Genomic DNA, 25,182 nt, shown 5'->3' with positions numbered 1-25,182 from the left:
CGGAGTTGCAATTTGAACCCGTGTGCAGACAGCCTGTTAGTGTAACACTGAGGAGAATTGCCCATGATGCGCTGGGTCTACGCCGCTGTGATTGCGGCCATCTTTGGCTGCATCGCCTGGACGCCGACCAATGTGCAGTTGCCGCCTTTGGATATCGCGGCGACGATTGCCGGGGAAGCCGCCATTCCTAACGCGGTGACCGGTATTCTATTGCGCAACCGGCTCTATGACACCATTTTTGAAGTCTTTGTTTTCACCATTGCGGTGCTCGGTGTTCAACACTACCTGTCTCATCATGAAGCCAAGGAAGAAATTGTTCATATTTCCGACGACACCACCGTCATCGTGGCTCGCACTGGAGCCATGGTGGCCGCGTTGGTGGCGCTGGAGCTGTCCCTCCGAGGGCACCTGGCGCCGGGCGGCGCATTCGCAGCGGGAGTGGCTGGAGGCACCGCCATCGGGCTGGTGGCCATAACCACCGAGGCATCAGTTCTGGTCGAGCACTACGTCAAATGGCATATCGGCGGCTGGGAGAAAGCGACTGTGCTGGTTTTCCTGCTGCTGGCGATTTTGAGCTTGTCCGGTCTGAGGATGCTTGCCCAACCGGTTTGGGTGCCCCTCGACAATGTCTTTATTCCTCTGTTGAATGTTCTGATCGCACTCAAGGTGACCTTCGGAGCCTGGACCATCGTGTTGACCTTTATCCGCTATCGCGGACTGCTTTAGCCTGGCCTAGAAACCTCTGCCCTGACGGAAAGATCAGAGTTCAGTTCAAGGTATACTGATACGGGTTACGGACAGGGCTGAGCTGTGGCGACGGACGATCACCGTTTTTGTTTGACAGAGAATGTCTGCTTCCGTAGTCTCATATGTAAAGTTGCAAGGATTAAAGAGTATTCGCGTTGATGCAACGGCGGCGTATGCGCATCGGGTGGTTTCATGCGGCCACCTCACCTCCTGCCTCATCTGCTTATTGGCCCTGCCGGTCAGTTCTCGCAGGCTCTGCCTTCTTTTCGGAGGACTCAACGCCCGCTCTTTTTCAGACTTTCATGTGATAGCTGCCGGCCGAAAACCCGCTTTTTGTCCAGTAGCGGGTATACTCATGTTGAAACAGTCCGGCCCTGTGGCTCATGGGGGGCCGCGGTCTCAACCAATCGGGAGGAGCGGAGATGAAAAAAGCATTGCTGCTGATTTTTCTGAGTGTTACCTCAGTGGTCATTGAGAACGAGAGCGCATGGGCAGCGCAACTGATAACCCGTTGTGTGGATCACGGCGGCAGTGGAGATTTTACGGACCTTCAGAGCGCCTTGGATTTTGCGACAGGAAATGGAGCTCCCGATCTGATTAAGGTGGCTCGGGGAACCTACACCGGACACTTTACCAGCTACTCGAACCAGGGCTACTCTATTATTTTGCGCGGCGGATACACACCCGGTACGGGATGCGCCACCCGGGTGATTGATCCCGCGAGCACCATTCTCGATGGCGGCGGCAGCGGGAGGGTTCTGGTGCTTGAAAATTCCAACGGAGGCAACGTTACCGTGGACGGATTCACCATCCGTAACGGCCGTGCCGCTTTGGGCAGTGGCGGAGGGTTATCTGCCCATTCCGACTCCGATTCCGATTCAGGGAGGGGTAACGATGTCATTGTCACGAACAACATCTTCACTGGGAACACCGCCCCGGGCGGGGGCGGGGGGGCAGATGCCAGATCGTATGGCAAAGCCGGTGCAGGCATGATCACCATCACCCATAATGCTTTTGCACAAAACAGCTCCGGTGAAAATGGCGGAGGGATAATTGCCTCAAGCTATGCCGATCCAGGATCGTCAGGACCCGTCACCATAGAAAAAAACACGTTTACGGAAAACCATGCCGGCAATCATGGCGGGGGAATATACGGTCAATCTCATTCAGTCTCTGGTGCAGCGGACAATATCAGCGTCCGGGAAAACATCTTGACTGAAAACACCAGTGACGGCAGCGGCGGGGGATTGTATGCCACATCGAATGGATATACCGGCGCCGGTGGGGTTACCATCGAGAAAAACACTCTTGGCGCCAATGTCGTCGGCCAGCACGGTGGCGCAGCATACGCCAACACCTATACACATATGGGTGCTGCCGGTGCTATCTTTCTCACGGGGAACAATGTATCGGGGAATAAGGCTTCCTACAGTGGTGGAGTACTTGCCAAATCTTTTGCACTCTCCGGGACAGCCGGCTCCATCCGTGTGGTCAACAACGTGGTCGCCGGGAATGTGGCTGTCAACTCCTACGGCGGCCTGAAGTGCGACTCTGCCACAAACGTGGGAGGCGCCACAGGCGCCGTCACACTCACCAACAACACCATCACGCAGAACAGTGCCTTCAGCTATGGGGGGGCTTATCTCAACTCGGATGAACACAACCTGTATGTCTACAACAATATCATTCGGGGAAATAGCGGCGATGATATCACCTTGGCCCTTGGCACTGCCTACGGCTACCACAACAATTACACCAGTCTTTCTGCTCCCTGGGATTTTGGAGCAGGTAACCTGGATGCCGATCCCCGGTTTATCGCAACCGGTTATTGGGACGATGCCGGAACTCCCGGAGATACTGCAGATGATGTCTGGGTAGATGGGGACTACCATCTGGATTGCTCTTCTCCCTGTATCAATAGAGGGCTCAACACGGCGCCCGAGATTCCAAGCGAGGATTTCGAAGGGAATGCGCGCATCTTAAAAGGCAGGGTGGACGTGGGTGCCTATGAATCCATGTTCGGCCGAGCGATAATTCCCGTGTTTCTGCTGACTCTTGATTAACAACCTATTTCCAGGAATTGGTCCGCTACATCCACCTGAATCCATTACGTGCCAAGCTTGTTGACGACCTTGCAGGCCTGCAAAGAAATGCCTGGTACGGGCATGGGGTGGTGACCGGCAAAATCAAAAACGACTGCCGGGACCGGGAGTTCGTGCTGCACAGTTTCGGTGGAACCGTCAGGACGGCCATCAGGAATTACCGCAAATTTGACAGAAGATGGCGTTGCGATGGGGCGCCGGCCCGAGTTGGTGGGAGACGGCTTGATCCGTTCCCTCGGCGGCAAGGGCATTGGGCGTATCCACCTCGGCGGTCAGCAAAATCACCAGGAGTACCGAACGACAGGTTGACAAATTCAAGAAGGTCCCGCCTGGAAATGCTGGACCGGGGTGCGGGATTGGCGACCCTGGTATCCATCCAGCGGCGCGGTGATGCACCGTTACCTGGGTGACATTCGCCGGTGGGCGTCAGCCCTGACACGAAGAGCAACCAATGGGCTTGGTCGGTGCGGTTTGCAAGGCACCGCTTGCGTTTTCAACCCGGAGCCTGAAAGACCCCAGCGAGATCCGCCGGTTTCTCGCCAACCGATCCATTCGAGCAGGAGGTCGTCATGAATCCATGGACTCTAGTTTATGAAGAATTTGAACCATCGACAGAGAGCCTGCGTGAAGCCCTGTGCACCCTGGGAAACGGCTATTTCGCCACGCGCGGCGCGGCACCCGAATCCACGGCGGACGAGGTGCATTACCCGGGCACCTATCTGGCCGGCGGTTACAACCGGCTGAAAACTGAGATTGCAGGACACATCGTCGAAAACGAAGACCTGGTGAACATGCCCAACTGGCTGGTAACCTCGTTCCGTCCCGAAGGGGGCCAGTGGTTCGATCTTCAGCGGGTCGAGATCCTTGCTTATCGCCAGGAGCTCAATTTGAAGCAGGGGCTGCTTTCCAGGACGGTCCACTTCAGAGACCCTCAGGGACGGGAGACCCGTTTGATGCAAAGGCGCTTCGTACACATGGAGCAGATGCACCTGGCAGCACTTGAAACCATCATTATCCCGGAAAACTGGTGCGGATCGATCGAGGTTTTTTCGGGTCTTGACGGGACCGTGGTCAACGCTGGGGTCGAGCGCTATAAGAAGCTGAACAGCAAGCACCTCGAGCCCGTCCAAAGCGGGGCGGTGGACGACGAATCGATTTTTCTGCTGGCCGAGACCAACCAGTCTCATCTGCGCGTGGCCGAAGCCGCCAGGATTCGGGTTTATGCTCGAGATGAACAGATCGAGGTGACCAGGAAGCTTGTCGAGCGGCCCGGCTATGTCGGGCAACAGTTTTGTGTGGAGGGAGTGGAAAAGCACCCCGTGCGTATCGAAAAAATTGTGGCGTTTTTCACCTCCAGGGATTTTGCCATTTCCGAACCGGCCCTGGATGCGGCGGAGGCCGTCGGTCATGCCGGAAATTTTGCCGAGCTTTTGGAAAGTCACCTGCTGCAGTGGGACCATTTGTGGAAGCGATGCGACATTGCCCTTGAGAACAGCGGCCGTTCGCAGATGATCCTGCGTCTGCATATCTTTCATCTGCTCCAGACAGTTTCGAGAAACTCCATCGACCTCGATGTAGGGGTCCCTGCCCGGGGTTGGCACGGCGAGGCGTACCGCGGACACATCTTCTGGGATGAGCTCTTCATCTTTCCTTATCTCAACCTGCGCCAGCCGATGCTCACGAGGTCCCTCTTGCTGTACCGCTACCGGCGCCTTGGTGAGGCGCGCCGGGCGGCCCAGAGGGAAGGGCTCAAGGGCGCACTCTACCCCTGGCAGAGCGGCAGCAACGGGCGCGAGGAAACTCAGCAGCTCCATCTCAATCCGCAATCGGGCCGCTGGCTGCCGGACAATACCCACTTGCAGCGCCATGTCAATGCCGCCATCGCCTACAATGTCTGGCACTATTTCAAAACAACCGAAGACCGCGAGTTTCTTTCCACCTACGGCGCGGAGATGATTGTGGAAATTGCCCGTCTATTGGCCGGCATCACCACCTATAACAATGAACTGGACCGCTACGAAATCCTCGGCGTCATGGGGCCCGACGAATATCACGACCGCTATCCGGATGCGGAGCAGCCCGGCCTCGACAACAATGCCTATACCAATGTCATGACCGTCTATGTGCTGCGCACGGCCCGCAAAGCCATTGAGACGCTCGCCCCCAAAAGAAGGAATGATTTGCTGGAGATGCTGGGTCTGGGACAAGTCGAACTGGATCGCTGGCAGGACATCACCCGAAAGATGCGCGTGGTGTTCCATGAAGATAATATCATCAGCCAGTTTGAAGGGTACGACCGGCTCCTGGAATTCGACTGGGAGGAATACCGGGAAAAATACGGCAATATACAGCGCCTGGACCGCATCCTCGAAGCGGAGGGGGATACTCCCAACCGCTATAAAGTTTCAAAGCAGGCCGACGTGCTCATGCTCTTTTACCTCTTCTCGGCCGAGGAGTTGGAACAGCTCTTCGACTGTATGGGATATGCCTTTGAGCCCGCCAGCATACCGGCCAACATCGAATACTACGGGAAGCGGAGCTCCCACGGTTCCACCTTGAGTAACATTGTCCATTCCTGGGTCCTGGCCCGCTCCGATCGGCGGCGCTCGCTCACGCTTTTCTGCCGAGGCCTGGAGAGCGATATCTCGGATGTCCAGGGGGGTACCACCCATGAAGGCATCCATCTCGGCGCCATGGCGGGAACCGTAGACATTCTCCAGCGCTGCTACACCGGGTTGGAGTTCCACGACGACATTCTCTTTGTCAACCCGAGCATTCCTGAAAACTTGCCCAGGCTTTCCATGAGAATCAAATACCGCGGCAGCTGGTTTGAGCTCTCCGCAACCTCGGAGCTGTTGTCCATTGCTTGTGACCAGTGCGAACTACAGGCGACCAAGATCTCGTTTCAAAACCAAATCTACCAGCTCGAGCCGGGAGACACCCTGACATTTGACCTGGTCGGGGCCGTGTCGCACCCATAATTCGAGCAAGTGGAGCCCAAACATCGAAGAGAGATGAAAAAAGCGAACCCGCCGTCTTGCCTGTTCAGGCAAGGTTTGAATTGACAAAATCCCAATTGATCAGGTGCGCAACGAAAGCGTCCAGATAGTCGCCGCGGCGGTTCTGATAATCGAGATAATAGGCATGCTCCCAAACGTCTACCGTGAGCAACGGCGTCATGCCGTGAACCATGGGAGTGTCGGCGTTGCCTGTTTTGGTGATTGCAAGTTTGTGGTCTTTCATAACCAGCCATGCCCATCCGCTGCCAAACTGGGTGAGGCCGGCATTCTTGAATTTCTGCACGAATTCATCGTAGCCTCCGAAATCGGCCTGCAGCTTCTCAGCTATGGCCCCTGCCGGCTTGCCGCCGCCTCCCGGCTTGATGGAATGCCAGTAAAAGGTGTGATTCCAGACTTGTGCCGCATTGTTGAAAATTCCAATCATGTCTGCTTTCCCAGCCGATTTGTGGATGACGCTCTCAAGGGTTTCGCTCGCCAGAGCGGTTCCTTCCAGCAGTTTGTTGAGATTCGTGAGATACGCCTGATGGTGTTTGTCATAGTGGAAATCCAAGGTTTTCGAACTGATATGGGGCGCCAGGGCATCTTTCTTGTAAGGAAGTTCGGGCAATGAAAAAGCCATGTTGTCTCTCCTTCCGCGATTATGGGTTTGGGCCGTTGATGGTTTTTCAAAGTGCGCGCGGATAAAGTTTTCTTCGCAACGCAATCGCGCACGAGCCTCGCTGGCGATGTAAGCAGCCCCTGTGCGCATGCTATTGCGGCGCAGGGCACTCGCGCATGGTCTGAGTGATTTTACGATAGACATCGGAAAACCGGATGACTCCAACAATACGCTCGCCTTCTTTGACAAACAGGGAATCGTGACGTCCTACCACGAACCAATGAAAGGCCTTGTCCATCCTGTCGTTGGCGTTCACCATGTGGTCGGGGGTGGGCAACTTAATGAAGTTTCCGATCTTGACGCCGGTGGCTTTGCTGCAAAGTTCGGCCAGCGGTCTCTGCCATAGTAGCAGCTCTTCCTTCATGGAATCGACCACACTCGGGGCAAGATGATATCGGGGCATGTGCTTCAAGGCTTCAATGTTATCGTAGTTGGGCTCGAGTCCCTGCACGACATCCATGGGCGATATCTTGCCCACCACATGGCCGGCTTCGTCGTAAACCAGCAGAATTCTCTGGGGTGAACGCCCCGCCTGGAATTCTTTGTCGGCCTCCTGCAGAGCTTCCACTGCCTCCATCAGGGTGGCGTGATTGGAGATACGCGGAAACTCGTCGATGGGCCGCATCAGATCGCGAACCTGCATTTTTTCCATCGCTGTTCTCCTGTTTTTCAAGTTACCTTTGTTGTCGGCGTTTTGGGCGCGTGGCTATGATCTTGTGGGGAAGTATATGATAAAAAGCATAAAATTGAAAGCTCCTTGAGTGGCGGGTGAGATGCTTTCGAGCAAACTTCCGGCGTTTGATCGCGGGGCTGGGGAAGGTATGCGTGCTCTGTGCTGGCAAGGTGTCCGACCGATTTTTGCCTTTACAGTCGATCACCCATGAGTTATTGTCGACAATCGACGTTCGACTTTGGGAGAGGATATGGCCAAGTTCACCAAAAGCACCTATAAAGATCAAGTGATTGCCTTCATTTATGACACCATCTTGAAAGGCAGGCTCAATCCCGGCGAGCGCATCTCCGAGACCTGGCTGGCGGAACAGCTCAAGATCAGCCGCGCACCCATTCGTGAAGCACTGCGGCAGTTGGCTCAAAACGGCCTGGTGGAATACCGGCCGCAAGTGGGCAATTTCATCGCGTCCCTGTCGGCGCGGCAGATCTACGATGCCTATGTCACCCGCGGGCTGCTGGAAGGCTTCGCTGCCAGTTACGCCGTACAGAGCTTCGAGGAGAGCGACTTGGCCAAGTTGGAGAAACTGGTCACCAAAATGTATGAAGCGGCCCGGCAAAAGCAGCATTACCAGCTGGCCAACATCGATAACCAGTTCCACGAAATCATTTTCAGCAAATGCCAAAATGCACAACTGATAGCCTTTGCCAAGAACCTCACGCTGCTCTTGCACCTCATTTTCTGCAAACACTGGACAAAAGTCTACGAGCCCGAACAGGTGCGACAACGCCACCAGGTGATCGTGGATCAATTGCGCGGCGGCGATCCCCAGGGCATAGAGCAGTGCATCCGCAACCATTACCTGGTGACGGGAAAAATGATGACCATGTTTGGTTCCGACGTATTGCCGGCGAGTTCCGGCTGAACAAGGAAGAGGGCAATCCCGACCTAACCCAAAAGATAATTCTGGAGGCTGGAGTAAACGCTTACGGGTGAAATTCAGCAGTCCGATTGAGACGTTTTTTCAGGGAGAAAGATCGATGGAAGAGTGGATCGAACAGCTGCAAAACAGCATCAATACATTGGATAGATTGGAAAAAGTCATCCATGTTACGGAGCGGGAAAGGCAAGCCATTGAAAGCCTTCAAACCAAGTGGGGGACAACGCCCTATTTTGCATCCCTGATGGACCCGGACGATCCCGCCTGCCCCATCCGCAGGCAAGTGATCCCGTCCTTTAAAGAGAAGGAAAATCGCTACGGCATAAAAGATTATCTCATCTTCAAGGAGAATCGGGCCAACGGCGAGAACAGACCGGACAGCATCGCCCGTCAGTACGAGGATCGTGTCGCATTCACCGTGACCGACATGTGCGCCAACTACTGCCGGCACTGCTTTCGCAAGGAACTGGTAGTGGATCGGGAGCTCACTCTGCGCTTCGATGTGGATGAGGGTTTGCAATGGATTCGGGAGCATGTGGAGATACGCGATGTGCTCATTACCGGTGGCGATCCCTTTATCCTCTCGGACGACAAAATTGAATATCTGATTCGCAAGTTGCGCGAGATTCCACATCTTCAAATGATCCGGTTCGGCACCCGTACCCCTATCGTGTTGCCGCAGCGCATTACCCCGGGGCTGATGAAAGTCCTGGAGGGGTTTCATCGGGTGCCCGTCTGGGTCAACACCCAGTGCAATCATGCCAGGGAAATCACTGAAAAGACTGCCCAGGCCGTCTACCGCCTGTTGCGCTGCGGGGTAAACGTCGGCAATCAGGCGGTGCTCCTGAAAGGGATCAACGACGATATGGAATCCTTCCAAACCCTGCACAAAAAACTCTTGTCCGTGCGAATCCGTCCCTATTATGTTTTTTATTGTGAACCGGCCCCCGGGATCGACCATTTCCGCACCCCGGTGGAAAAAGGGGCGCAGCTCATCCGCGACGGCCTGAGAGGACATACGACCGGGCTGGCGCAACCCATGTATGTGATCGCCACAAACATCGGCAAGATCCCACTGATGCCGGATTATTACATTGTTGAAAAAAATGCCGGAGAGTATGTTTTGAGGAATTACAAAGGACAGCTCACCACGCTTCCCAATATTCCCGAATAGGTTTCGGGGCGCGTGAGTTGTGCGGCTGGTGGCAAGTGCAAACCAACAGAAGAAGGAGGGTACCATGAAGAAGTTGGCCGGATTGTTTGTTGCTGTGTTTTTTGTTTCCATCTTTTGCGTTGTTGGTGTCCATGCCAAGACCTTGGTAGTGGGCTGCGACACCAATTTCATGCCTTTCGAATTCAAGGAGGGCGACAAATATGTTGGCTTTGACATCGATCTGTGGGATGCCATTGCCAAAGATCTAGGCCTCGAATACAAGCTGCAACCGATGGATTTCAACGGCCTCATTCCCGCCCTGCAGACGGGAAACATCGACTTGGCCATCGCCGGCATGACCATCAAGTCAAAACGCGAAGAGGTGGTCGATTTTGCTTATCCCTACTACGATGCAGGACTTCTCCTGATGGTCAAGGCGGACGACAAGAGCATCAGCGGGGTTGAGGATCTTGCGGACAAAGTGGTGGCCACCAAGCTGGGAACCACCAGCGCCGATTTTGCCAAGGGGCTCAAGACCAAAGAGGTCAAGCTTTTCCCCAACATTGACGGAGCCTACATGGAATTGCGTGGGGGCGGGGCCGATGCGGTCCTCTTTGATTCGCCCGCAATCCTCTACTACATCAAGACCGAAGGTAAAGAAGCGGTCAAGACGGTGGGCCCCCTTTATCAGGGACAGTCCTATGGAATCGCTTTTCCGCAGGGGAGTGATCTGAGAGAGAAGGTAACGATCACCATCCTCAAGTTCATGGAAGATGGAACGTATAATCAAATCTACAAGAAATGGTTTGGAACGGAACCCAAATAACCAGGATGCGAAGGTTCAAAAATTGGGGGTGCAGGCGGGTGACGGTCTCCCGAGCGGCAAGCACAGCAGCGTCGGCCGGTGAAATCCATTATACCCCTTGACCCCTTTTCCCCCAGCCGTTGTATTTGCCTGCCGCCAGGCGGAATTGGCGCACCAGGAACGACGCACCATAAATCAATGAAGGTTTACACCAATGGAGTGTTATGGCCGGCCACTTTAATTTCAAAGCGAGCGTCATTTGGGAGTCCATCCCGATACTGCTGGTTGGTATCAAATACACCATCTTCATCACTATCTTCGGCTTGGTGATCGGTTTTTGTCTGGGAGCTGTTGCCGGGCTGGCCAGAACCTCCAGAAATCCCATTTTTTATCGCATGGCCGGATTCTACATCGAAAGCATTCGCGGTACGCCGCTCATGGTTCAGGTGATGTTCCTCTATTTTGGCCTGCCGTTGGCGCTCAATGCACGCATACCGCCGCTGGCGGCAGGCATTGGGGCCATCGCCATAAACTCGGGTGCTTATATCGCGGAAATTGTGCGCGGATCTATTCAGTCCATCGACAGAGGCCAAATGGAGGCTGGCCGTTCCATCGGGCTGACTCATGTCAAAACCATGCTCTACATCATTTGGCCGCAGGCATTCCGGCGCATGATCCCGCCCTTGGGCAACCAGTTCATCATCAGCTTGAAGGACACTTCTTTGCTGGTGGTCATCGGTGTTGGCGAATTGACCCGAACCGGTCAGGAAATCATAGCCGCCAATTTCCGGGCTTTTGAGGTCTGGCTGACGGTAGCCGTCATGTATCTGGTGCTCACCATGACCATAGCCAAGGTTTTGCGCATGCTGGAAAGAAGACTGGAAATCAGGTAATGATAAAGATTCGCGGGCTGCACAAGAGTTTTGGCGCGCTCGAGGTGCTCAAAGGCATTGATCTCCATGTCCAACCGGGGGAAGTGGTGGTGATCATCGGCCCGAGCGGTTCCGGCAAGAGCACCTTGCTGCGCTGCATCAACCGTCTGGAAAAGCTGACTTCAGGTCAAATTATCGTGGATGATTATGATATCAACGACAGGAAGACCGACATCAATTTGATCCGCACCGAGGCGGGAATGGTGTTTCAGCAGTTCAATCTGTTTCCCCACATGACGGCCCTCAAGAATGTCACGCTCGGCCCCGTTAAGGTCAGAGGAATTCCCCGCAGAGAAGCGGAGGCCTTGGGTATGGAGCTGCTGGAAAAAGTCGGGTTGAAGGACAAGGCCCATGTTTTTCCCGATCAGCTCAGCGGCGGGCAGAAACAGAGGGTTGCCATTGCCCGTTCGTTGGCCCTCAAACCGAAAGTGATGCTGTTCGATGAACCCACCAGTGCCTTGGACCCGGAACTGGTCGGGGAAGTTTTGGAAGTCATGAAAACTCTGGCCAAGGAGGGCATGACTATGGTGGTCGTGAGTCACGAAATGGGGTTTGCCAGAGAAGTGGCCGACCGGGTCATCTTTATGGACGAAGGAGTCATCGTTGAAGAAAACACTCCGCGGGAACTGTTCGCCAATCCTCGCAATGAGCGCACCATCAGCTTTTTGAGCAAGGTCCGCTCGCCCATCGAATAAGCATCTGTTCCGTTATCTTGTGTACCTGAAAATTCTACGGTATTCAGTACCCATCCCGCAAGGCGCCCAACTTCGTTCATGTGAGAGCTCGCAGGTCAGAAACGAAAGCACAGGAGGCCGAGGCCAGGGACCGGAACAGGAGCAGGGTTTGCCCGCTTCGGTCCGAGCGCCGGCATGCCTGGTTGGAGTGTTACGGAGGTGGGCAAGTTCTTCTCACTGTCAATTGCACCAAAAGGGAAAAAAGGGTTGCTCGGCCATGGCCTACCACGCGACTTTGAATTCTAGACCCCGGACCTGGCTGGCAAGTCGCGCACTTGCCGAACAAATCTTTTCCAGGGCGGCGGGGGCGCCTCTTGTAGGGGGTAACAGCATCCGTGTCTTGTCTGACGCCGCTGACAACTACCCGGCCTGGATGTCCAGTATCGCGTCGGCCGCCAGGACCATTCATCTCGAGATGTACATCATCCACGAAGACGAAGTCGGGCTTGAGTTTGCGGAAATTTTAATGCGGCAGGCGCGGCGCGGTGTCCGGGTGCGCGTGGTATACGATTGGCTGGGGGGGATTTTAAGGGCTTCGCGGCGCTACTGGCAAAGGTTGCGGGAGGCCGGGGTGGAAGTAAGGTGCTTCAATCCGCCGCAGCTGGACAGCCCTCTCGGTTGGCTATCGAGGGATCATCGTAAGGTGATCGTGGTGGATGGGCGCACGGCTTTTGTAACGGGGCTGTGCATAGGACAGATGTGGCGGGGGTATCCGGAGCGCGGGATCGGACCTTGGAGGGACACCGGAGTGGAGATTCGCGGACCGGCCGTGGCCGATATTGAATGGGCCTTCGCGGATGTGTGGGCGGCTACCGGGCGACCGATTCGTGACGAGGAGGTGCCGTCGCGTGAGGATATGGCAACGGCCGGAGAGGTGGATCTAAGAGTCATTGCCTCGGTCCCCAACACGGCCGGCCTGTACCGGCTCGACAATATTGTTGCCGCACTGGCGCGACATTCCCTATGGCTGAGTGACGCCTATTTTGTGGGGGTGAGCTCCTATGTGCAGGCGCTTCGAGCCGCTGCCCTCGATGGTGTCGATGTGCGGCTGCTGGTTCCGGGTTCAACCGACATTCCCATCCTGCGGGCGGTATCCAGGGCCGGGTATCAACCGTTGCTCGAGGCCGGCGTGCGGGTGTTCGAGTGGAACGGCACCATGATGCACGCCAAGACAGCGGTAGCAGACGGCATGTGGGCCCGTGTGGGGTCGACCAACCTGAACATCGCCAGTTGGATAGGCAACTATGAGCTCGATGTTGCCATCGAGGATGCAGGTGTCGCGCGCACCATGCAGGAAATGTTCTTGAGGGATTTGGAGAATTCAACGGAGGTGGTCCTGAGCACAAAAAACAGGGTAGCCCTCGTCGATGCCAGGCCTCGAAAACAGCGCCGCGATCGGCAGGTCCACGCCGGCAGTGTGAGCCGCGCCGGCAGGGGTACGATCCGCATAGGCTATACCGTCGGGGCGGCCCTGACGGAACATCGCCTGTTGGGCCATGCGGAGGCGAAAATCACTGCCGCCGCCGGCCTCCTGCTTTTGCTCATCGCCTTGCTCAGTTGGTTCTGGCCCCTGGTGCTGACCATCCCGGTGAGCATTTTCTGCGTGTGGTTGTCGGTGTCTTTATTCATTAGAACAGGGCAGTTGTATTTCCGCAAGAACCGGCAGGGAAACTCCCCGGAAAACATAGAGGAGAAGACATCGTCTCAAGACCCGAGAAAGTGACGGTGCCATGAATCGGTGTGCTGCGTCGCCTGCTCCCAGATCCAGCACGCCGCCGCACAATAAAGTGTGCCCATGCTTCTTATGTGCTCAGCCGCTCGCTGCCATACTGTTCAGAAAATCTCTGAACCAACGCGGATTAAACAGCAGTATGTAGATCAGGAAGATCTCGGTGAGCGGCAGGAAAAACCCGGCATAGTGCAAAACGACAAGGCCCAGACAAATCAAAATGCGGTAAAAGATGCTCACTTTCTGTTATCCTCCTGTCCAGTTGCGGTTTGACCACAGCAACTTTAATATCTGTAAGTCATTTGCTCAAGGGACCAAGAACACTTTTATACGCGAAGAAGGGCAGCGCATGACAGTTAACAGAAATTCGATCCTTTGCCCCAACTGCCGCAGGCTCATCAGTGCAGACGAGCCCCGGTGCCCCCATTGCGGCCTGGCAAGACCGGGATCGTGGTGGAAGAACAGCCTGCTGGTACGGGGCTTCAACAATCCCGAACAGCTCATTAAGAATATAATTTATTTAAATATTCTAATGTTCGTCTTATCGCTCGTGCTCGTTCCCCGATTCGGGAGCCTGGCATTGAATCCCTTCGCGCTGCTTTCTCCGGACAACAGGAGCCTGCTGCTGCTGGGGGCGACAGGAACGCTTCCCATAGACCGGTTGCACCGCTGGTGGACGCTCCTTTCCGCAAACTATCTGCACGCCGGTTTGCTGCATATTCTGTTCAATATGTTTGCGCTCTATCAGATTGGACCGCTGGTCATCCGTGAATATGGCAACTACCGTTTCTTTATCATCTACACGCTGAGCGGTGTATTCGGCTACTGGTTGTCCTACCTGGCGGGAGTAACTTTTACCATTGGCGCTTCTGCCGCCATATGTGGTCTCATCGGGGCGACACTGTACTACGGCAGGAGCCGTGGCGGGGAATACGGCAGGACGCTGTTCGGGCAGGTCGGCGGCTGGGCGGTCGGCATCTTTGTGTTTGGCTTGCTGGTGCCCGGCATCAACAACTGGGGGCATGGCGGCGGACTGCTGGCAGGGGCCCTCCTGGGTTTCCTGCTCGGCTACAACGAAAGAACTCCTGAGGCGTATGTGCACAAACTGGCCGCCGGAGTTTTTGCTTTGACCACACTTGGTGTTCTTGCCTGGGCGGCGGGAGCGGTCTTGTTTGCGGGCTGAAGACCGTCTCTTTGTATAGCTTCCAAGATAATGCTTTCGGTTGGGCTGGGTTTCCTGCCTCTTCTTGAATACTTATAGCATGGTGCGTCGTTCGCCGGCTTTGGCTGTGATCAACTAAGGATGATTGTCAGCAGAATCATCGCCAGCAAGAAAAACAGAGTTCCGACTGCAGTCCAGCGAGAAATTGATTCCTCTCCCCCGCGCAGGATGGATAACAGGGCGGGCCTGAGGTGGACCGCGGTTCTCCAGGCCAAAAGCTGCCTCATCAAATCTTTCCCACGGACTCTTTGAACGGCACTGTATCCAACTTTGTGCAGTTGTTTAAGGAGTGTCGCCACGGGTATTAATATATCTCCCGGCGGCACGGCCGGCAGCACCATCTTGCCGGTGCGGCCGGTTCGACGCCATTGCGCCCAACCGAGCAGGCCGCCCAGCAGCACGATCCATGTGCTGCCCCACCACCATGACGGGGATAAGAGTTTTCCTCTCAATGGTTCGAGTTGCATGGGCGTGAGCAGCCAGGCGGCGGACAGAACCGCAATCAGCAGCAACGTCCAGGAATACCATTGGCCGGCTGCCGGCTGATGGTGGCCGTGCTCGGTTTCATTGCGAGACCAGAAAAAGCACAGGAAATGGGCCATCAGCAGTGCGGTTGCAAGCGCCGACAGGGTCAGCACCCACGTCAGCAGCTCGCGCCAGAAGGAGGGAAGCAAAAGGGCGACTTCCTTGATCGCCGTTTTGGCCAACGCGCCGCTGGTCAGAGGAGCGGCGGCCATGGCAAGCGCCGGCAGCAGGGTGCCCGCTCTAAAGAATAAACGCTGGAAACGACCTGCATGGACGGCTCCGGTCATTCCGACAGCAAGGAACAGCGCGCCCTTGGCCAGGGAATGATGCAGCGCGTAAAGCAGAAGGGTTGCCATGACCAGCGGCCATGATTTGGGAAGGGCCAGACCGATACCGATTGCGCTCAGCATGACGCCCATTTGACTGATACTGGAATAGGCCAGAATGGTCTTGGGCTCATCTTCGGTGAGGCCGACCGCCACCCCGTACAAGGCAGCCGTCAACCCTGCCGCCAGGCATAACGCACTCCAATTCGGCAGAGCCGCTGCTCCCAGGGGCAGAAAGCGCAGCCAGCCCAGCAGTCCGGCCTTGATCATGGCACCCGAGAGCACTGCCGAGGCGGGGGTGGGCGCAACCGGATGGGCCAGGGGCAGCCATACGTGCAGCGGAACAGCGCCCGCCTTGATGCCGAAACCCATGAGCAGCAGTGCCATGATCAGGTTGCGGTGGACTGCTTGCGACACCACCTGGCCGGGATTGATCACATTGCCGGAGCCTGCCAGTCCGATCATGATGATGGCCGTGACCAGTAAGACCTCGCCAAAGACCGCCAAAATAACATAGATGAGCCCGGCGTGTCGCGCTGCATGACTACCCTGGTGAATGATGAGGCCGTAGGCGGCGAAGGTCATCAAGACAAAGCACAGGTAAAATCCAATCATATCCTGAGCTATGGTCAGCCCCAGGTTGCCGGCGGCCGTGAGCAGGAAAAAGGCAAAAAAACGGTGGCGCTTTGGATCTTCCGCCAGGTAACTTTTGGCGTAGATGCCGGAGCAGATCCAAAGAAAGGCGGTGAACGAAAGGAATATTCGCCCGGTTTGGTCCAGACCCAACCGGAGGCCCAGGAGTAACCAGGGATAATCTGCTGCCGGAAGTGGCCAGACAGCTACAGCCAAGGCCGGTACCATCGACCAGGGAGCAAGCGGCAGGGCCATCCTGCGCACTGGGCGCGCGGCTGCCGCTGCCGCCAGCGTCAGCGGCAGCCCGAAAAGCAACAGCCAGGCCAGACCATGCGGGGTCAGGGTATCCCCAAGAATGGTGTCCATAGCTTGTAGTCCTGTTTGACGATCATTCTAACCCAGCCGACGGGGCTTATGGGAAGGCCGGCCAGCAATCCTGCGGTCAACGACAAAACCGCTGTGGCCAGAGTCGGCAGGAGCAGACGCCAATCGCTTTCCCACCAATCTTTCAGGCCTTTCTCATTCCACGCCGCATGCGGCTCCTTGAACCAGGCGGCATAGAGAATCGGGAGAAAATAACCCGCATTGAGCAAAGTGCTCATGAGCAGCACGCCAACACCCCAACCTTGACCCGCCTGCAAAGCTCCCAGTCCCAGGTACCACTTGCTGATGAAACCGGCCACTGGGGGCAGGCCGATCATGCCGAACGCTGCTATGGTGAAAGCCGTCATGGTCCAGGGCATGCGTTTCGCTACCCCGTCCATTTCGCTGATGCGATGGATGCCGACTGTTTCTGCAAGGTTACCGGCGCAGAAAAAAAGGGTGATCTTCATGATACCCTGATGGACCAGATGCACTACACCGCCGACGGTGGAGAGCGGTCCGACGATGGCGACTCCGAGTGTGATGTAGGAAAGTTGGCTCACGGTTGAATAGGCCAGGCGTCGCTTCAGGTCATCCTGCATGAGAGCGCGCAGCGAGCCGTAAATGATGCTGAAGGCCGCAACGGCCGCCAGCGGACCCGTGACTCCCAGAGATTCAGTCAGTTTGATGCCATAGATGTCGTAGACGACCCGCACGATGCCGAAAGCTCCGGCCTTGACCACCGCAACGGCGTGCAGCAGGGCACTCACCGGCGCCGGGGCCACCATTGCGGAAGGCAGCCAGCCATGTAACGGTACAAAAGCTGCCTTCACTCCCAGTCCTCCTACCAGAAGAACAAAAATGGCAATGAGCGCAGCCCTGTGCGACTCTTCCTCAAGGTGGGACAGGACGCCTCCGGCGGTGAATTCGATTGGCCCGGCCAACACATAGAGCCATACCACTCCAAGCAACAGCAGCGCAGCACCGCTCAGGGTATAAACGAGGTATCTGCCGCCGGCGCGCAGAGCTTCCGGCGTACCTCGATGCACAACCAGAGGATAGGTCGAGAGTGTCAATAACTCATAAAATACAAAGAATGTCAGCAAGTTCCCGGCGAGTGCGATACCCACCGTGGCCGTCACGCAGATGCTGAAAAAACCAAAAAAACGACTGCGATGAGGCGATTTTTCAAGATAGCCGATCGCATAGATGGTTGTGAGAAACCACAACAGCGACGACAGCCCCACAAACAGCATCGCCAGTGCATCCGCGCGCAGCACCAAATCGGTTTGCCCCAGCAGCGGCAACCGGGTCTCATAGCTTTGCCCGTGAAAGGTTCCCCACAACATCACTGCCACCAGCGCAAGTTTTATGATGGCGCCCGCCATGTTCAAAAAAGTGCGCAGGCGTACCTGCTGCTCAGCCAGGAAAAAAATCAACAGGCCGGTCACAAGAGAGGTGAGTAGAGTGAGCAGCGGGAGCCAGTCGTGCAAGGTCATGGCAGCCACCCCTGGCCGGCCCGGGGGGAAAATGGCGAGCCTACCGCCAGCAGATCCAGAGGGACCTGCCCGCTCACCCCGAGCAACAGCGAGAACAGTGCCAGCAGCAGTGCGGCCCATTGCATGCCGCGCGGGACTTCATAAAAGCGGATGTCAACGAGGCGGAAAACAACCGTCTGCTTCAAAACCATAAAAACGTATGCCGCCGCCAGCAGGCCGCCCAAGCTGATCACCATCGCCCACCACCACTGATTTGTAGCAAAGGCGGCTTTCAGCATCATCCATTTACCGACGAATCCGCCACTGGGCGGCAGCCCCATCAAGCTGACGCCGGCCAGCGCGAAGGCGAACACGCTCACCGGCAAATATCTTCCAATTCCGATCACTTCATTCAGACGGTCGGAAGCGGCCGCATGGGCGATGCAGCCGGCTGCCAGGAACATGGCTGCCTTCGCCAGAGCGTGTGACAACATGAAATACATGGCGCCCGACCCCGCCATGGTCAGCCAATCGACCCGATCCGACGGCGCACACAATTGGGTTCCGCCGATCACCAGAGGAAACAGCAAAAAGAAATAACCTATCTGGGCTACCGTCGAGTAGGCAATGACCAGTTTCAACCGTTGCTGGCGCAAAGCCAGCAATGAGCCCCAAATGATGGCGAGCGACCCGAGCAAGCCGAGGAAATTTCCCGCACCGACCGAAACTATTCCGGCAAAGGCGCCGAACCATAGCCTCACGAGCAGGTAAAAGGAGGCCTTCACCACCAAACCGGACAGCAGGGCACTCACTGCTGCAGGAGCATTGCCGTGCGCGCTGGGAAGCCAAAAATGCAGGGGGAACAGTGCGGTTTTGAGAAGTAGTCCCAGGGTCATCAGAACAACCGCTGCCGCAGTGCCCGGTGATGACACCATGAGGGCGCCAAGTTGCGGGATGCTTAACGTGTCGTACTGAGCATAGAGCAGGGCAACTCCCAGCAGATAGCACATGGAACCGAGCATGGCCACCAGCAGATAACGCATGCCGGCGATCAAAGCGGCGCCGCTTCCGGCCAGGATCAGGAGGGGTACGGCGCACAGCACCAGCAGTTCCAAGGTGATGTAAAGGTTGAATACATCGCGGGACAGGAAAACCGCGTTGAACGTGGTCCAGAGGAAAAACCACAGGGGCCAGAAAAAATCACTGTCGTACCCTTCGGTGTGGCCGTTCTTGTGACGGATTGCATCGACCACGTAAAAACCGGCGGTGCCCATGATGACCGCAGTCACTGCAAGCAGAGCGGTGCTCAAGCCGTCGGCATAGAGTTCAATGCCAAGCGGGGAGCTCCACCCGCCAACCGTGTGCCGGATCGGTCCGGTGAGCCACACGCGCCGCAGCAGGCCACCCACGCAAACCAGGGTGGAAACGGCTCCGGCCGAAACCAGCACGGTGCGTATATGCCTCTTCGTGATGAAGGTCAGAGTTGCTGTCGCGAGAGGCAGGATCAGAGTCCATGCTTCCCAGGCTATCGAGTCGACGATTGTTTCTCCTTCAGTTGGTTTGGTCGCTGGTCGATTCCGTTGGATCAATCAGTGCAGTCTTTCCCGTTTTTGCATAAATCTTTTTCAGCAGTACCAGACCGAATGCTGTGAAGCTCACGGAAACCACGATACCGGTCAAAACCAGAGCGTGCGGTACGGGATCCGGAGCGGCACCGGGGATGCGGTGGGCAATCGCCACAAGGAGAAGAAACACTCCGCTTCCCATGATATTGAATGCCAGAATTCTGCGCACCAGGTGGGTGCGTATTACGAACGCATGGATTCCCATAGAGAAAAGTATGACTCCGGTCAGAGCATACCAGGTCGGTTGATTCATGTTTTTATTCCTTCGGTTCATCGTTGGAATGCCAAAGCTGATCGGCAGCAGGCGTACGAGTGACAGGCGGATGCCCTGCAAAAAGCGTGATCAAAACACAGCCAATGGACCCGGCAACAGAAATTTCAATTAATAAAATCAGAATGCCAGCGTAATTTTCCGGATACTGCAGAAGGTTTTTTGTTAGGATGGTCACAACGCTCGCCACCAGCACAAAAACAATCATGCCGAAGGAAAGGGAGAGCCGCAGCAGCCACTCCGGGGTTCGCCAAAAGCGCATTCTGTTCCCCAGGACGAGGAGGAAGCCCGCTGCAGCCAAAACGGCTCCTGCCTGAAAAGCACCGCCGGGTGCATGGTCTCCCGCCCAGAGGAGATATCCGGCGGTCAGCAGCATGACTGGAATCAACACATGAATCATGCCGTCAAGCACCCATTTTCCCGGCCGGCCTGGAGCCAAGGCGGGATGCGATTGGGGTGCATCGCGCAGGATCAGGCATCCAATGGAGGCCAAAAGGAGGACGACGATTTCGAGCAATGTGTCGTATCCGCGAAAATTCAACAGCACAGCGGTTATGGGAGAAGCCACACCGCTCACATGCATGTGCGCCTTAACCTTGGCATGGAGCCCCGCAGACTGCGGCGGCAAATCCAGCACGGTCCAGAAGAGTAGACCCAAAAGCAGCACAACCAGCAGATTAAATGCCACCCGGGCAAAGCCGATTTCAGCAGCAAACTCCCTCACTCCTGCAGCGCCGGAGGAGCTCTTTGGTCTTCGAGTGGAAGCGGGCTCGGTTGTCGGCGATTTGTTGCTGGTCACGGGTTGATCATTTCCTGTTGGTTGTGGCTCATTGCAGCGGGTTCAGGTACAGCGCCTTACCCGGAGTCAGAGGAAGTGTCTTCAGGAACCGGGTTGGGAGAACGGATGGCGCCCACTGCATCAAGCAGCAGCACTCCGCTCAGGCCGGCACTGATGGCGGCTTCCGCAAGGGCTATGTCGGGCGCCCGTAATCGAACCCAGGCGAGGGCCATGAGCAGTCCAAAAGCGATGAACAAGACGACTGCCTTGAACAGATCGCGCTCCGACAGAAGCGACCATGCCAGGTACACCATGGCGGCGGTGAGCAATCCGTCGAATATCCAGGTCAGCGCAGTCATGGCCTGCTCCCGGAACGGTACCGACCGAGGACGGGAGGCAACCCCGCCCGCAAGGCATTGTTTGCAACCAGATAGCAAGCGGTTGCGCTTGTTACGAGAGCAAGCATCCAAATGAGGGCCAGTTTGATCATGGCGGGCCATGATTCAGCGCGCAGCATCAAACCTGCAGCCAGTAACCCCAAACCCAGATTGTCCGCTTTGGTTACCGCATGCAGTCGGGTGTAAATATCTGGAAAGCGCAGCATGCCGAGAGTCCCCGCGAGGTAGAAAAACGCGCCGGCACACACCAGAGCAGAAGAGATCCATTCCTCAAACATCATTCCTTTGATTCCTCCTCTGCGAATTCCACGGGCCAGTACCGCCTGACAAAGGAGACGGTAGCGAGAGCTCCGAGCAGGGCGAAAAGCAACGCGACATCACGCAGCACCGGGAGACCCATGGCTTCGGAAAGCAACAACAGAATGCCCACGCCCGTGGTGCCAAACATCTGCGCCATCAGCATTCGATCGGGTGGCGTGGGACCACGTAGAATGCGCACCAGTCCAACCAGTATGTTCACCAGAAGAAAGGCACTCACTGCCAGGTAAAAATCATTCATGCGGCGAGGCCTCCTCAAAGCGTTCAGCAGGTGGAATGCTCAGGCCGAACAACGCGGCTACATGCTCTTCTACTGCCTGCAGCCGGGTATGAATCGCTATGGATCCATCCAACACATGCACTTTCAGACATTCCTCACTCAGGTCGGCACTGCAAGTGCCGGGCAACAGGCTGACGGTGTTGGCAAGGAATACTCGCGCCGGCCCATGCGGGAGACGCAGCGGGAAATCGAACAGTGCCGGATTCATGGGCGTCTGCCGATGCAAAGCGCGCCAGGCCACATCGATTCCGCCGTGCAGAGACTGGAGAAAAAAGAACGGCACGAAGCGGATCATTCCCAGCGGGCGCCAATGCCACGTGAACCGGCTGCTCAGCCCAAGAGTGGCAGCGGTCGTCACAGTCACTCCGGGCAAACCGAACCACCACGATCCGGGATAACCCTCCGTAAGCACCCACCATAAAAGACACAGCAGCAGAAAGCGATGGAAAATGCGGTTCAACAGCAGCATGCCATGACGCTCCATAGGAAACTTCTCTTTTTTGCCTGACTCAATGAACATTTTCCGGCCCCGTTCAGATTGTGTCATTCAACCTTCTATCCAGAAGCCTTGCTGTAGTATTAATACGTAACGGTTCAATTGGCCATGATTGATTTTACAGTTGATTCAGAAGAACGATCATGGCTTTATTGGTCTTGGATTCCCGGCAGGGTCGTCGGGTCAGGTATATGGACGGCATCATTGTGCTTGCCCATGGACAACAGACCCTGAATTGCCTTATATGGACCGGGTGATTACACTCAAACTTGAAAAAAGCTGAGCTTTTTCTCGCAAAATATTTTCATCTCCAGAGGGGAGCATCATGCAGCAGTTGAAACGCAGTGTCTTGCTGATCGGAATCAGTCTCTCAGTTCTTGCCGTTTTTTTTGTTCTACTCAATATCTTTTTCGTTAATTTCATAGTTGACTTCTGGTGGTTTCAATCACTCAACTACGGCGCCTATTTCTGGCTGAGAATGCTTTACCGGTATGCTATATTCCTGGCGGTCACGGGCCTTTTCTTCTTGATTTTTTTTCTCAACTTCTGGGTTGCCTCGCGCTTCCTTGGCACCACCGAGCCCGTCGAATCCAAAACCAACAGCAAAATACGGCAAGCCTATCGCGATATCTTCAGGCTGTTTCGCAGCGGTTCCCTGAAATTTTATCTGCCGCTTTCGCTCATTCTGGGAATCATCATTGCCTTGCCCCTGTTCGAACAGTGGGAAGCTTCCCTGATGTACATCTTTGGTCCCAATCAAGGTGTGACCGACCCGGTGTTTGGCAAGGACATAAGCTATTATCTGTTTGCCTTTCCCATCTACAGCCTCTTGCAGAATCGCCTGTTGCTGGCTTTTGGGCTACTCTTCATTGGCCTGGTTGTGCTCTACTGGATGGAACGTCGTGTGCTTTTTCAGCACGAGCAAAAACTGCCCCAGGGTGCCAAGATCCATCTCAGCCTGCTCATTCTGGTCATTTTTGCAATCGAAATTTGGGACTACATTCTACAGCGTTATGAACTGCTCTACAGCGTCAACAACGAACCGCTTTTCTTCGGCCCCGGCTATATCGAAATGCGCGTCATTTTGCCGCTCATTTGGATTACCCTGCTGCTGCTCATGAGTACCGCTCTTTCCCTCATATTCTATATCAACACCAAACGGGGTCTTAGGGTGTTGATTGCTTCCACGGTATTGTTCCTGCTAGCTCTGGGAGCACGCGAATCCTCCTTTTTGCCCAAATTCGTGGAGCAGTATTGGGTCAAACCGGCGGAACTGTCCAAGCAAACTCCCTACATCGAAAGCAGCATTCAATCCACCATGGCTTCCTACAATCTGGATAAGGCGAAGATTCGAGAATATAATGTCTCTCCGATTCCTGAAATCGACAAAGAGCCAAAAATGGAAGACAGCATTCGCAATATTCCTGTTTGGTTCGAGGATGTGCTGCTGGAGGTGTATGAGCAGTTGCAGGCCATTCGGCCGTATTATGAGTTCACCGGGGTGGATGTGGACCGTTACACGGTCAATGGGGTCTATCAGCAGGTGTTCATCTCGGCCCGGGACCTGATCTTGGAAAAGCTTCCGGCAGGGGCCCAAAATTGGATTAATAAGCACTTGAAATACACACATGGTTATGGTGTGGCCATGAACCCTGCGGCCCAACGGGGGGAGGAGGCGATGACGTGGTTTATCGGGGACCTCCCGCCCAGATCCGGCTATGGTTTGACCATTAAACAACCGGGGATCTATTACGGACTTGAACCTTACGAGTACGCCATCGCCCCAAACGATAACCACGAATTTGATTATCCCTCGGGCGATTCCTTCGCAATGACTGATTACAGCGGTACCGGCGGAGTTCCCATTTCCTCTCTGTTTAGCAAGTTGATGTTTGCCGTGTATTTCAAAGATAAGAATATCTTCTTCACGCCGGAAACCAACAGAAACAGTCGTATCTTGTTTCGGCGCAATATCGTTGACGCAATCACGACCCTCACGCCCTTTTTCATTCTCGACAAGGACCCGTATGTCGTGGTCACCTCGGAAAGGATCTACTGGATCCAGGACGCGTACACGACTTCTGATTGGTATCCCAACGCCCAGCCGTTTCCTGGCGCGTCACAAGAATTCAACTATATTCGCAATTCGGTCAAAATTGTAGTGGACGCATACGACGGCAGCGTGACTTACTACATAGCCGATCCAAACGATCCCATTATTCGGGCTTACAGCCGGATGTACCCGGGGTTACTGCAATCCATGGTTGCCATGGATGCCGAGCTGAAACCTCATCTGCGTTACCCGAAAGATATCTTCGAGATTCAGATGAGTATCTATGCCAAATACCATCAGGCCAATGCGGACACCTACTACAAACAGGAGGACATCTGGGAATTTGCCAGGGAATTCAGGGGCGAAAAAGCTATCGAGGTCAAACCCTATTATCTGACACTCAACCTGATCGAAAAGGATCGCGAAGAATTCATCCTGATGGTTCCCATGCGTCCCAAGGGGCTCGACAATCTGCGCGCCATGGCAGTTGTGCGCTGCGATGAGCCTCATTACGGTGAAATCATCGTCTACTCTTTTCCCAAGGGGTTGGTGGTCTACGGACCTTCTCAAATTGAAGCAATCATTGATCAAGATCCTCACGTGGCCCAGCAGCTCACCCTCTGGGATCAGATCGGCACCGAGGTACAGCGCGGCAAGCTGATCATTTTGCCCTTCGGGGGCACGGTGGAATATATTCTACCAATCTATCTGAAGGCCGCAGGGCGTTTGAAGATTCCCCAATTGACGCGGCTCATTGTCACCCAGGGCGATGTGGTTGTGATGGAGCCGTCTCTGGAGATTGCCCTCGAAAAGATGACGCGTCGACTGCAAGAGCGCCTGCAAATGCCGAGGCTGCAGCCACTGCCTGCAGCGAGTCCAAATGGCAATTGAGCACAGGGATCGGAGTGATCAAGGATTGCGACATG

At 55.4% G+C, this 25,182-nt stretch carries 23 protein-coding genes and 1 pseudogene; 11 read left to right on the top strand and 13 right to left on the bottom strand.

Features of this window, described 5'->3' with window-relative positions; translation table 11 throughout:
* The first annotated feature begins 63 nt into the window (after positions 1 to 63).
* Together K1V27_RS01525 and K1V27_RS01520 are read left to right on the top strand one after the other, a co-directional pair.
* On the top strand, positions 64 to 726 hold the full coding sequence (locus K1V27_RS01525) for an MnhB domain-containing protein (protein WP_258927756.1): 663 nt from the start codon (positions 64 to 66) through the stop codon (positions 724 to 726).
* 443 nt (positions 727 to 1,169) lie between these two features.
* A complete protein-coding gene (locus K1V27_RS01520) occupies positions 1,170 to 2,810 on the top strand; it encodes a choice-of-anchor Q domain-containing protein (protein WP_258927755.1) in 1,641 nt (546 codons plus the stop codon).
* A 189-nt stretch (positions 2,811 to 2,999) separates the two neighbouring features.
* On the opposite strand, the gene K1V27_RS01515 is transcribed toward K1V27_RS01520, so the two are convergent.
* The gene (locus K1V27_RS01515; protein ID WP_258927754.1) at positions 3,000 to 3,167 is read right to left on the bottom strand and encodes a hypothetical protein; all 168 of its coding nucleotides are present in this window, start codon (positions 3,165 to 3,167) and stop codon (positions 3,000 to 3,002) included.
* 251 nt (positions 3,168 to 3,418) lie between these two features.
* Here K1V27_RS01515 and K1V27_RS01510 point away from each other — a divergent pair, with 251 nt between their 5' ends.
* Positions 3,419 to 5,830 carry a glycoside hydrolase family 65 protein gene (locus K1V27_RS01510; protein ID WP_258927753.1) on the top strand — a complete coding sequence of 804 codons (2,412 nt, stop codon included), beginning with the start codon at positions 3,419 to 3,421 and terminating at the stop codon, positions 5,828 to 5,830.
* A gap of 64 nt (positions 5,831 to 5,894) precedes the next feature.
* Here the strand turns inward: K1V27_RS01510 and K1V27_RS01505 are convergent, their stop codons facing one another.
* Positions 5,895 to 6,488, bottom strand: coding sequence for a superoxide dismutase (locus K1V27_RS01505; protein ID WP_258927752.1), 594 nt, complete (start codon positions 6,486 to 6,488; stop codon positions 5,895 to 5,897).
* A gap of 130 nt (positions 6,489 to 6,618) precedes the next feature.
* Positions 6,619 to 7,179 (bottom strand): CBS domain-containing protein, encoded by a 561-nt coding sequence (locus tag K1V27_RS01500; protein ID WP_258927751.1) that lies wholly within the window; start codon positions 7,177 to 7,179, stop codon positions 6,619 to 6,621.
* A 271-nt stretch (positions 7,180 to 7,450) separates the two neighbouring features.
* On the opposite strand from K1V27_RS01500, the gene K1V27_RS01495 reads away from it, so the two are divergent.
* The 6 genes from K1V27_RS01495 to K1V27_RS01470 all read left to right on the top strand — a co-directional run bounded on the left by K1V27_RS01495 (position 7,451) and on the right by K1V27_RS01470 (position 13,484).
* On the top strand, positions 7,451 to 8,122 hold the full coding sequence (locus tag K1V27_RS01495) for a GntR family transcriptional regulator (RefSeq protein WP_258927750.1): 672 nt from the start codon (positions 7,451 to 7,453) through the stop codon (positions 8,120 to 8,122).
* Positions 8,123 to 8,207: 85 nt separating this feature from the next.
* Positions 8,208 to 9,311, top strand: coding sequence for a KamA family radical SAM protein (locus K1V27_RS01490; RefSeq protein WP_353740509.1), 1,104 nt, complete (start codon positions 8,208 to 8,210; stop codon positions 9,309 to 9,311).
* A 64-nt stretch (positions 9,312 to 9,375) separates the two neighbouring features.
* On the top strand, positions 9,376 to 10,116 hold the full coding sequence (gene glnH, locus K1V27_RS01485; protein ID WP_258927748.1) for a glutamine ABC transporter substrate-binding protein GlnH: 741 nt from the start codon (positions 9,376 to 9,378) through the stop codon (positions 10,114 to 10,116).
* Positions 10,117 to 10,319: 203 nt separating this feature from the next.
* Positions 10,320 to 10,988 carry an ABC transporter permease subunit gene (locus K1V27_RS01480; protein ID WP_258927747.1) on the top strand — a complete coding sequence of 223 codons (669 nt, stop codon included), beginning with the start codon at positions 10,320 to 10,322 and terminating at the stop codon, positions 10,986 to 10,988.
* Positions 10,988 to 11,722, top strand: coding sequence for an amino acid ABC transporter ATP-binding protein (locus K1V27_RS01475; RefSeq protein WP_258927746.1), 735 nt, complete (start codon positions 10,988 to 10,990; stop codon positions 11,720 to 11,722). Before K1V27_RS01480 ends, K1V27_RS01475 begins: the two co-directional genes overlap by 1 nt.
* Before the next feature lie 379 nt (positions 11,723 to 12,101).
* Positions 12,102 to 13,484, top strand: coding sequence for a phospholipase D-like domain-containing protein (locus K1V27_RS01470; RefSeq protein ID WP_258927745.1), 1,383 nt, complete (start codon positions 12,102 to 12,104; stop codon positions 13,482 to 13,484).
* A gap of 87 nt (positions 13,485 to 13,571) precedes the next feature.
* On the opposite strand, the gene K1V27_RS01465 is transcribed toward K1V27_RS01470, so the two are convergent.
* The gene (locus K1V27_RS01465) at positions 13,572 to 13,730 is read right to left on the bottom strand and encodes a hypothetical protein (RefSeq protein WP_258927744.1); all 159 of its coding nucleotides are present in this window, start codon (positions 13,728 to 13,730) and stop codon (positions 13,572 to 13,574) included.
* Between the two features lie 109 nt (positions 13,731 to 13,839).
* On the opposite strand from K1V27_RS01465, the gene K1V27_RS01460 reads away from it, so the two are divergent.
* Positions 13,840 to 14,673 (top strand): rhomboid family protein, encoded by an 834-nt coding sequence (locus K1V27_RS01460; protein ID WP_258927743.1) that lies wholly within the window; start codon positions 13,840 to 13,842, stop codon positions 14,671 to 14,673.
* Between the two features lie 110 nt (positions 14,674 to 14,783).
* On the opposite strand, the gene K1V27_RS01455 is transcribed toward K1V27_RS01460, so the two are convergent.
* The 9 genes and pseudogenes from K1V27_RS01455 to K1V27_RS01415 all read right to left on the bottom strand — a co-directional run bounded on the left by K1V27_RS01455 (position 14,784) and on the right by K1V27_RS01415 (position 22,254).
* Positions 14,784 to 16,562 carry a complex I subunit 5 family protein gene (locus K1V27_RS01455; RefSeq protein WP_258927742.1) on the bottom strand — a complete coding sequence of 593 codons (1,779 nt, stop codon included), beginning with the start codon at positions 16,560 to 16,562 and terminating at the stop codon, positions 14,784 to 14,786.
* On the bottom strand, positions 16,535 to 18,058 hold the full coding sequence (locus K1V27_RS01450; RefSeq protein ID WP_258927741.1) for a complex I subunit 5 family protein: 1,524 nt from the start codon (positions 18,056 to 18,058) through the stop codon (positions 16,535 to 16,537). Before K1V27_RS01450 ends, K1V27_RS01455 begins: the two co-directional genes overlap by 28 nt.
* Positions 18,055 to 19,485, bottom strand: coding sequence for a complex I subunit 5 family protein (locus K1V27_RS01445; RefSeq protein WP_258927740.1), 1,431 nt, complete (start codon positions 19,483 to 19,485; stop codon positions 18,055 to 18,057). Before K1V27_RS01445 ends, K1V27_RS01450 begins: the two co-directional genes overlap by 4 nt.
* Before the next feature lie 103 nt (positions 19,486 to 19,588).
* Positions 19,589 to 19,915, bottom strand: a complete 327-nt coding sequence (locus K1V27_RS01440; RefSeq protein ID WP_258927739.1) for a sodium:proton antiporter — start codon at positions 19,913 to 19,915, stop codon at positions 19,589 to 19,591.
* Positions 19,916 to 19,919: 4 nt separating this feature from the next.
* Entirely contained in the window at positions 19,920 to 20,732 is an 813-nt protein-coding gene (locus K1V27_RS01435) for an MnhB domain-containing protein (protein ID WP_258927738.1), read from the bottom strand.
* A gap of 98 nt (positions 20,733 to 20,830) precedes the next feature.
* A pseudogene (locus K1V27_RS01430) lies at positions 20,831 to 21,070 on the bottom strand (Na(+)/H(+) antiporter subunit B); the annotation flags it as partial.
* On the bottom strand, positions 21,067 to 21,387 hold the full coding sequence (mnhG, locus tag K1V27_RS01425; protein WP_353740508.1) for a monovalent cation/H(+) antiporter subunit G: 321 nt from the start codon (positions 21,385 to 21,387) through the stop codon (positions 21,067 to 21,069). The pseudogene K1V27_RS01430 and the gene mnhG, both read right to left, overlap by 4 nt.
* Positions 21,387 to 21,668 (bottom strand): MrpF/PhaF family protein, encoded by a 282-nt coding sequence (locus K1V27_RS01420; RefSeq protein ID WP_258927735.1) that lies wholly within the window; start codon positions 21,666 to 21,668, stop codon positions 21,387 to 21,389. The genes mnhG and K1V27_RS01420 overlap by 1 nt, the downstream gene beginning before the upstream one ends.
* Positions 21,661 to 22,254 (bottom strand): Na+/H+ antiporter subunit E, encoded by a 594-nt coding sequence (locus K1V27_RS01415; RefSeq protein ID WP_258927734.1) that lies wholly within the window; start codon positions 22,252 to 22,254, stop codon positions 21,661 to 21,663. Before K1V27_RS01415 ends, K1V27_RS01420 begins: the two co-directional genes overlap by 8 nt.
* A 274-nt stretch (positions 22,255 to 22,528) precedes the next feature.
* Between K1V27_RS01415 and K1V27_RS01410 the strand changes: the two genes are divergently transcribed.
* Positions 22,529 to 25,147, top strand: coding sequence for a UPF0182 family protein (locus K1V27_RS01410; protein WP_258927733.1), 2,619 nt, complete (start codon positions 22,529 to 22,531; stop codon positions 25,145 to 25,147).
* The last annotated feature ends 35 nt before the right edge of the window (positions 25,148 to 25,182 follow it).

The organism is Desulfoferrobacter suflitae, from assembly GCF_022603395.1.
GTDB lineage: Bacteria > Desulfobacterota > Syntrophobacteria > Syntrophobacterales > Syntrophobacteraceae > Desulfoferrobacter > Desulfoferrobacter suflitae.
Note: the sequence above shows the minus strand (reverse complement) of the source record. Positions and strands in the feature narration are given on the sequence as shown.

Excerpts from the sequence above, each read along its gene's own strand:
- K1V27_RS01525 (WP_258927756.1), top strand. The coding sequence starts at position 64 with ATGATGCGCTGGGTCTACGCCGCTGTGATTGCGGCCATCTTTGGCTGC.
- K1V27_RS01520 (WP_258927755.1), top strand. The coding sequence starts at position 1,170 with ATGAAAAAAGCATTGCTGCTGATTTTTCTGAGTGTTACCTCAGTGGTC.
- K1V27_RS01510 (WP_258927753.1), top strand. The coding sequence starts at position 3,419 with ATGAATCCATGGACTCTAGTTTATGAAGAATTTGAACCATCGACAGAG.
- K1V27_RS01505 (WP_258927752.1), bottom strand. The coding sequence starts at position 6,488 with ATGGCTTTTTCATTGCCCGAACTTCCTTACAAGAAAGATGCCCTGGCG.
- K1V27_RS01500 (WP_258927751.1), bottom strand. The coding sequence starts at position 7,179 with ATGGAAAAAATGCAGGTTCGCGATCTGATGCGGCCCATCGACGAGTTT.
- K1V27_RS01495 (WP_258927750.1), top strand. The coding sequence starts at position 7,451 with ATGGCCAAGTTCACCAAAAGCACCTATAAAGATCAAGTGATTGCCTTC.
- glnH (WP_258927748.1), top strand. The coding sequence starts at position 9,376 with ATGAAGAAGTTGGCCGGATTGTTTGTTGCTGTGTTTTTTGTTTCCATC.
- K1V27_RS01480 (WP_258927747.1), top strand. The coding sequence starts at position 10,320 with ATGGCCGGCCACTTTAATTTCAAAGCGAGCGTCATTTGGGAGTCCATC.
- K1V27_RS01475 (WP_258927746.1), top strand. The coding sequence starts at position 10,988 with ATGATAAAGATTCGCGGGCTGCACAAGAGTTTTGGCGCGCTCGAGGTG.
- K1V27_RS01460 (WP_258927743.1), top strand. The coding sequence starts at position 13,840 with ATGACAGTTAACAGAAATTCGATCCTTTGCCCCAACTGCCGCAGGCTC.
- K1V27_RS01455 (WP_258927742.1), bottom strand. The coding sequence starts at position 16,562 with ATGGACACCATTCTTGGGGATACCCTGACCCCGCATGGTCTGGCCTGG.
- K1V27_RS01450 (WP_258927741.1), bottom strand. The coding sequence starts at position 18,058 with ATGACCTTGCACGACTGGCTCCCGCTGCTCACTCTACTCACCTCTCTT.
- K1V27_RS01440 (WP_258927739.1), bottom strand. The coding sequence starts at position 19,915 with ATGAATCAACCGACCTGGTATGCTCTGACCGGAGTCATACTTTTCTCT.
- mnhG (WP_353740508.1), bottom strand. The coding sequence starts at position 21,387 with ATGTTTGAGGAATGGATCTCTTCTGCTCTGGTGTGTGCCGGCGCGTTT.
- K1V27_RS01420 (WP_258927735.1), bottom strand. The coding sequence starts at position 21,668 with ATGAATGATTTTTACCTGGCAGTGAGTGCCTTTCTTCTGGTGAACATA.
- K1V27_RS01415 (WP_258927734.1), bottom strand. The coding sequence starts at position 22,254 with ATGACACAATCTGAACGGGGCCGGAAAATGTTCATTGAGTCAGGCAAA.
- K1V27_RS01410 (WP_258927733.1), top strand. The coding sequence starts at position 22,529 with ATGCAGCAGTTGAAACGCAGTGTCTTGCTGATCGGAATCAGTCTCTCA.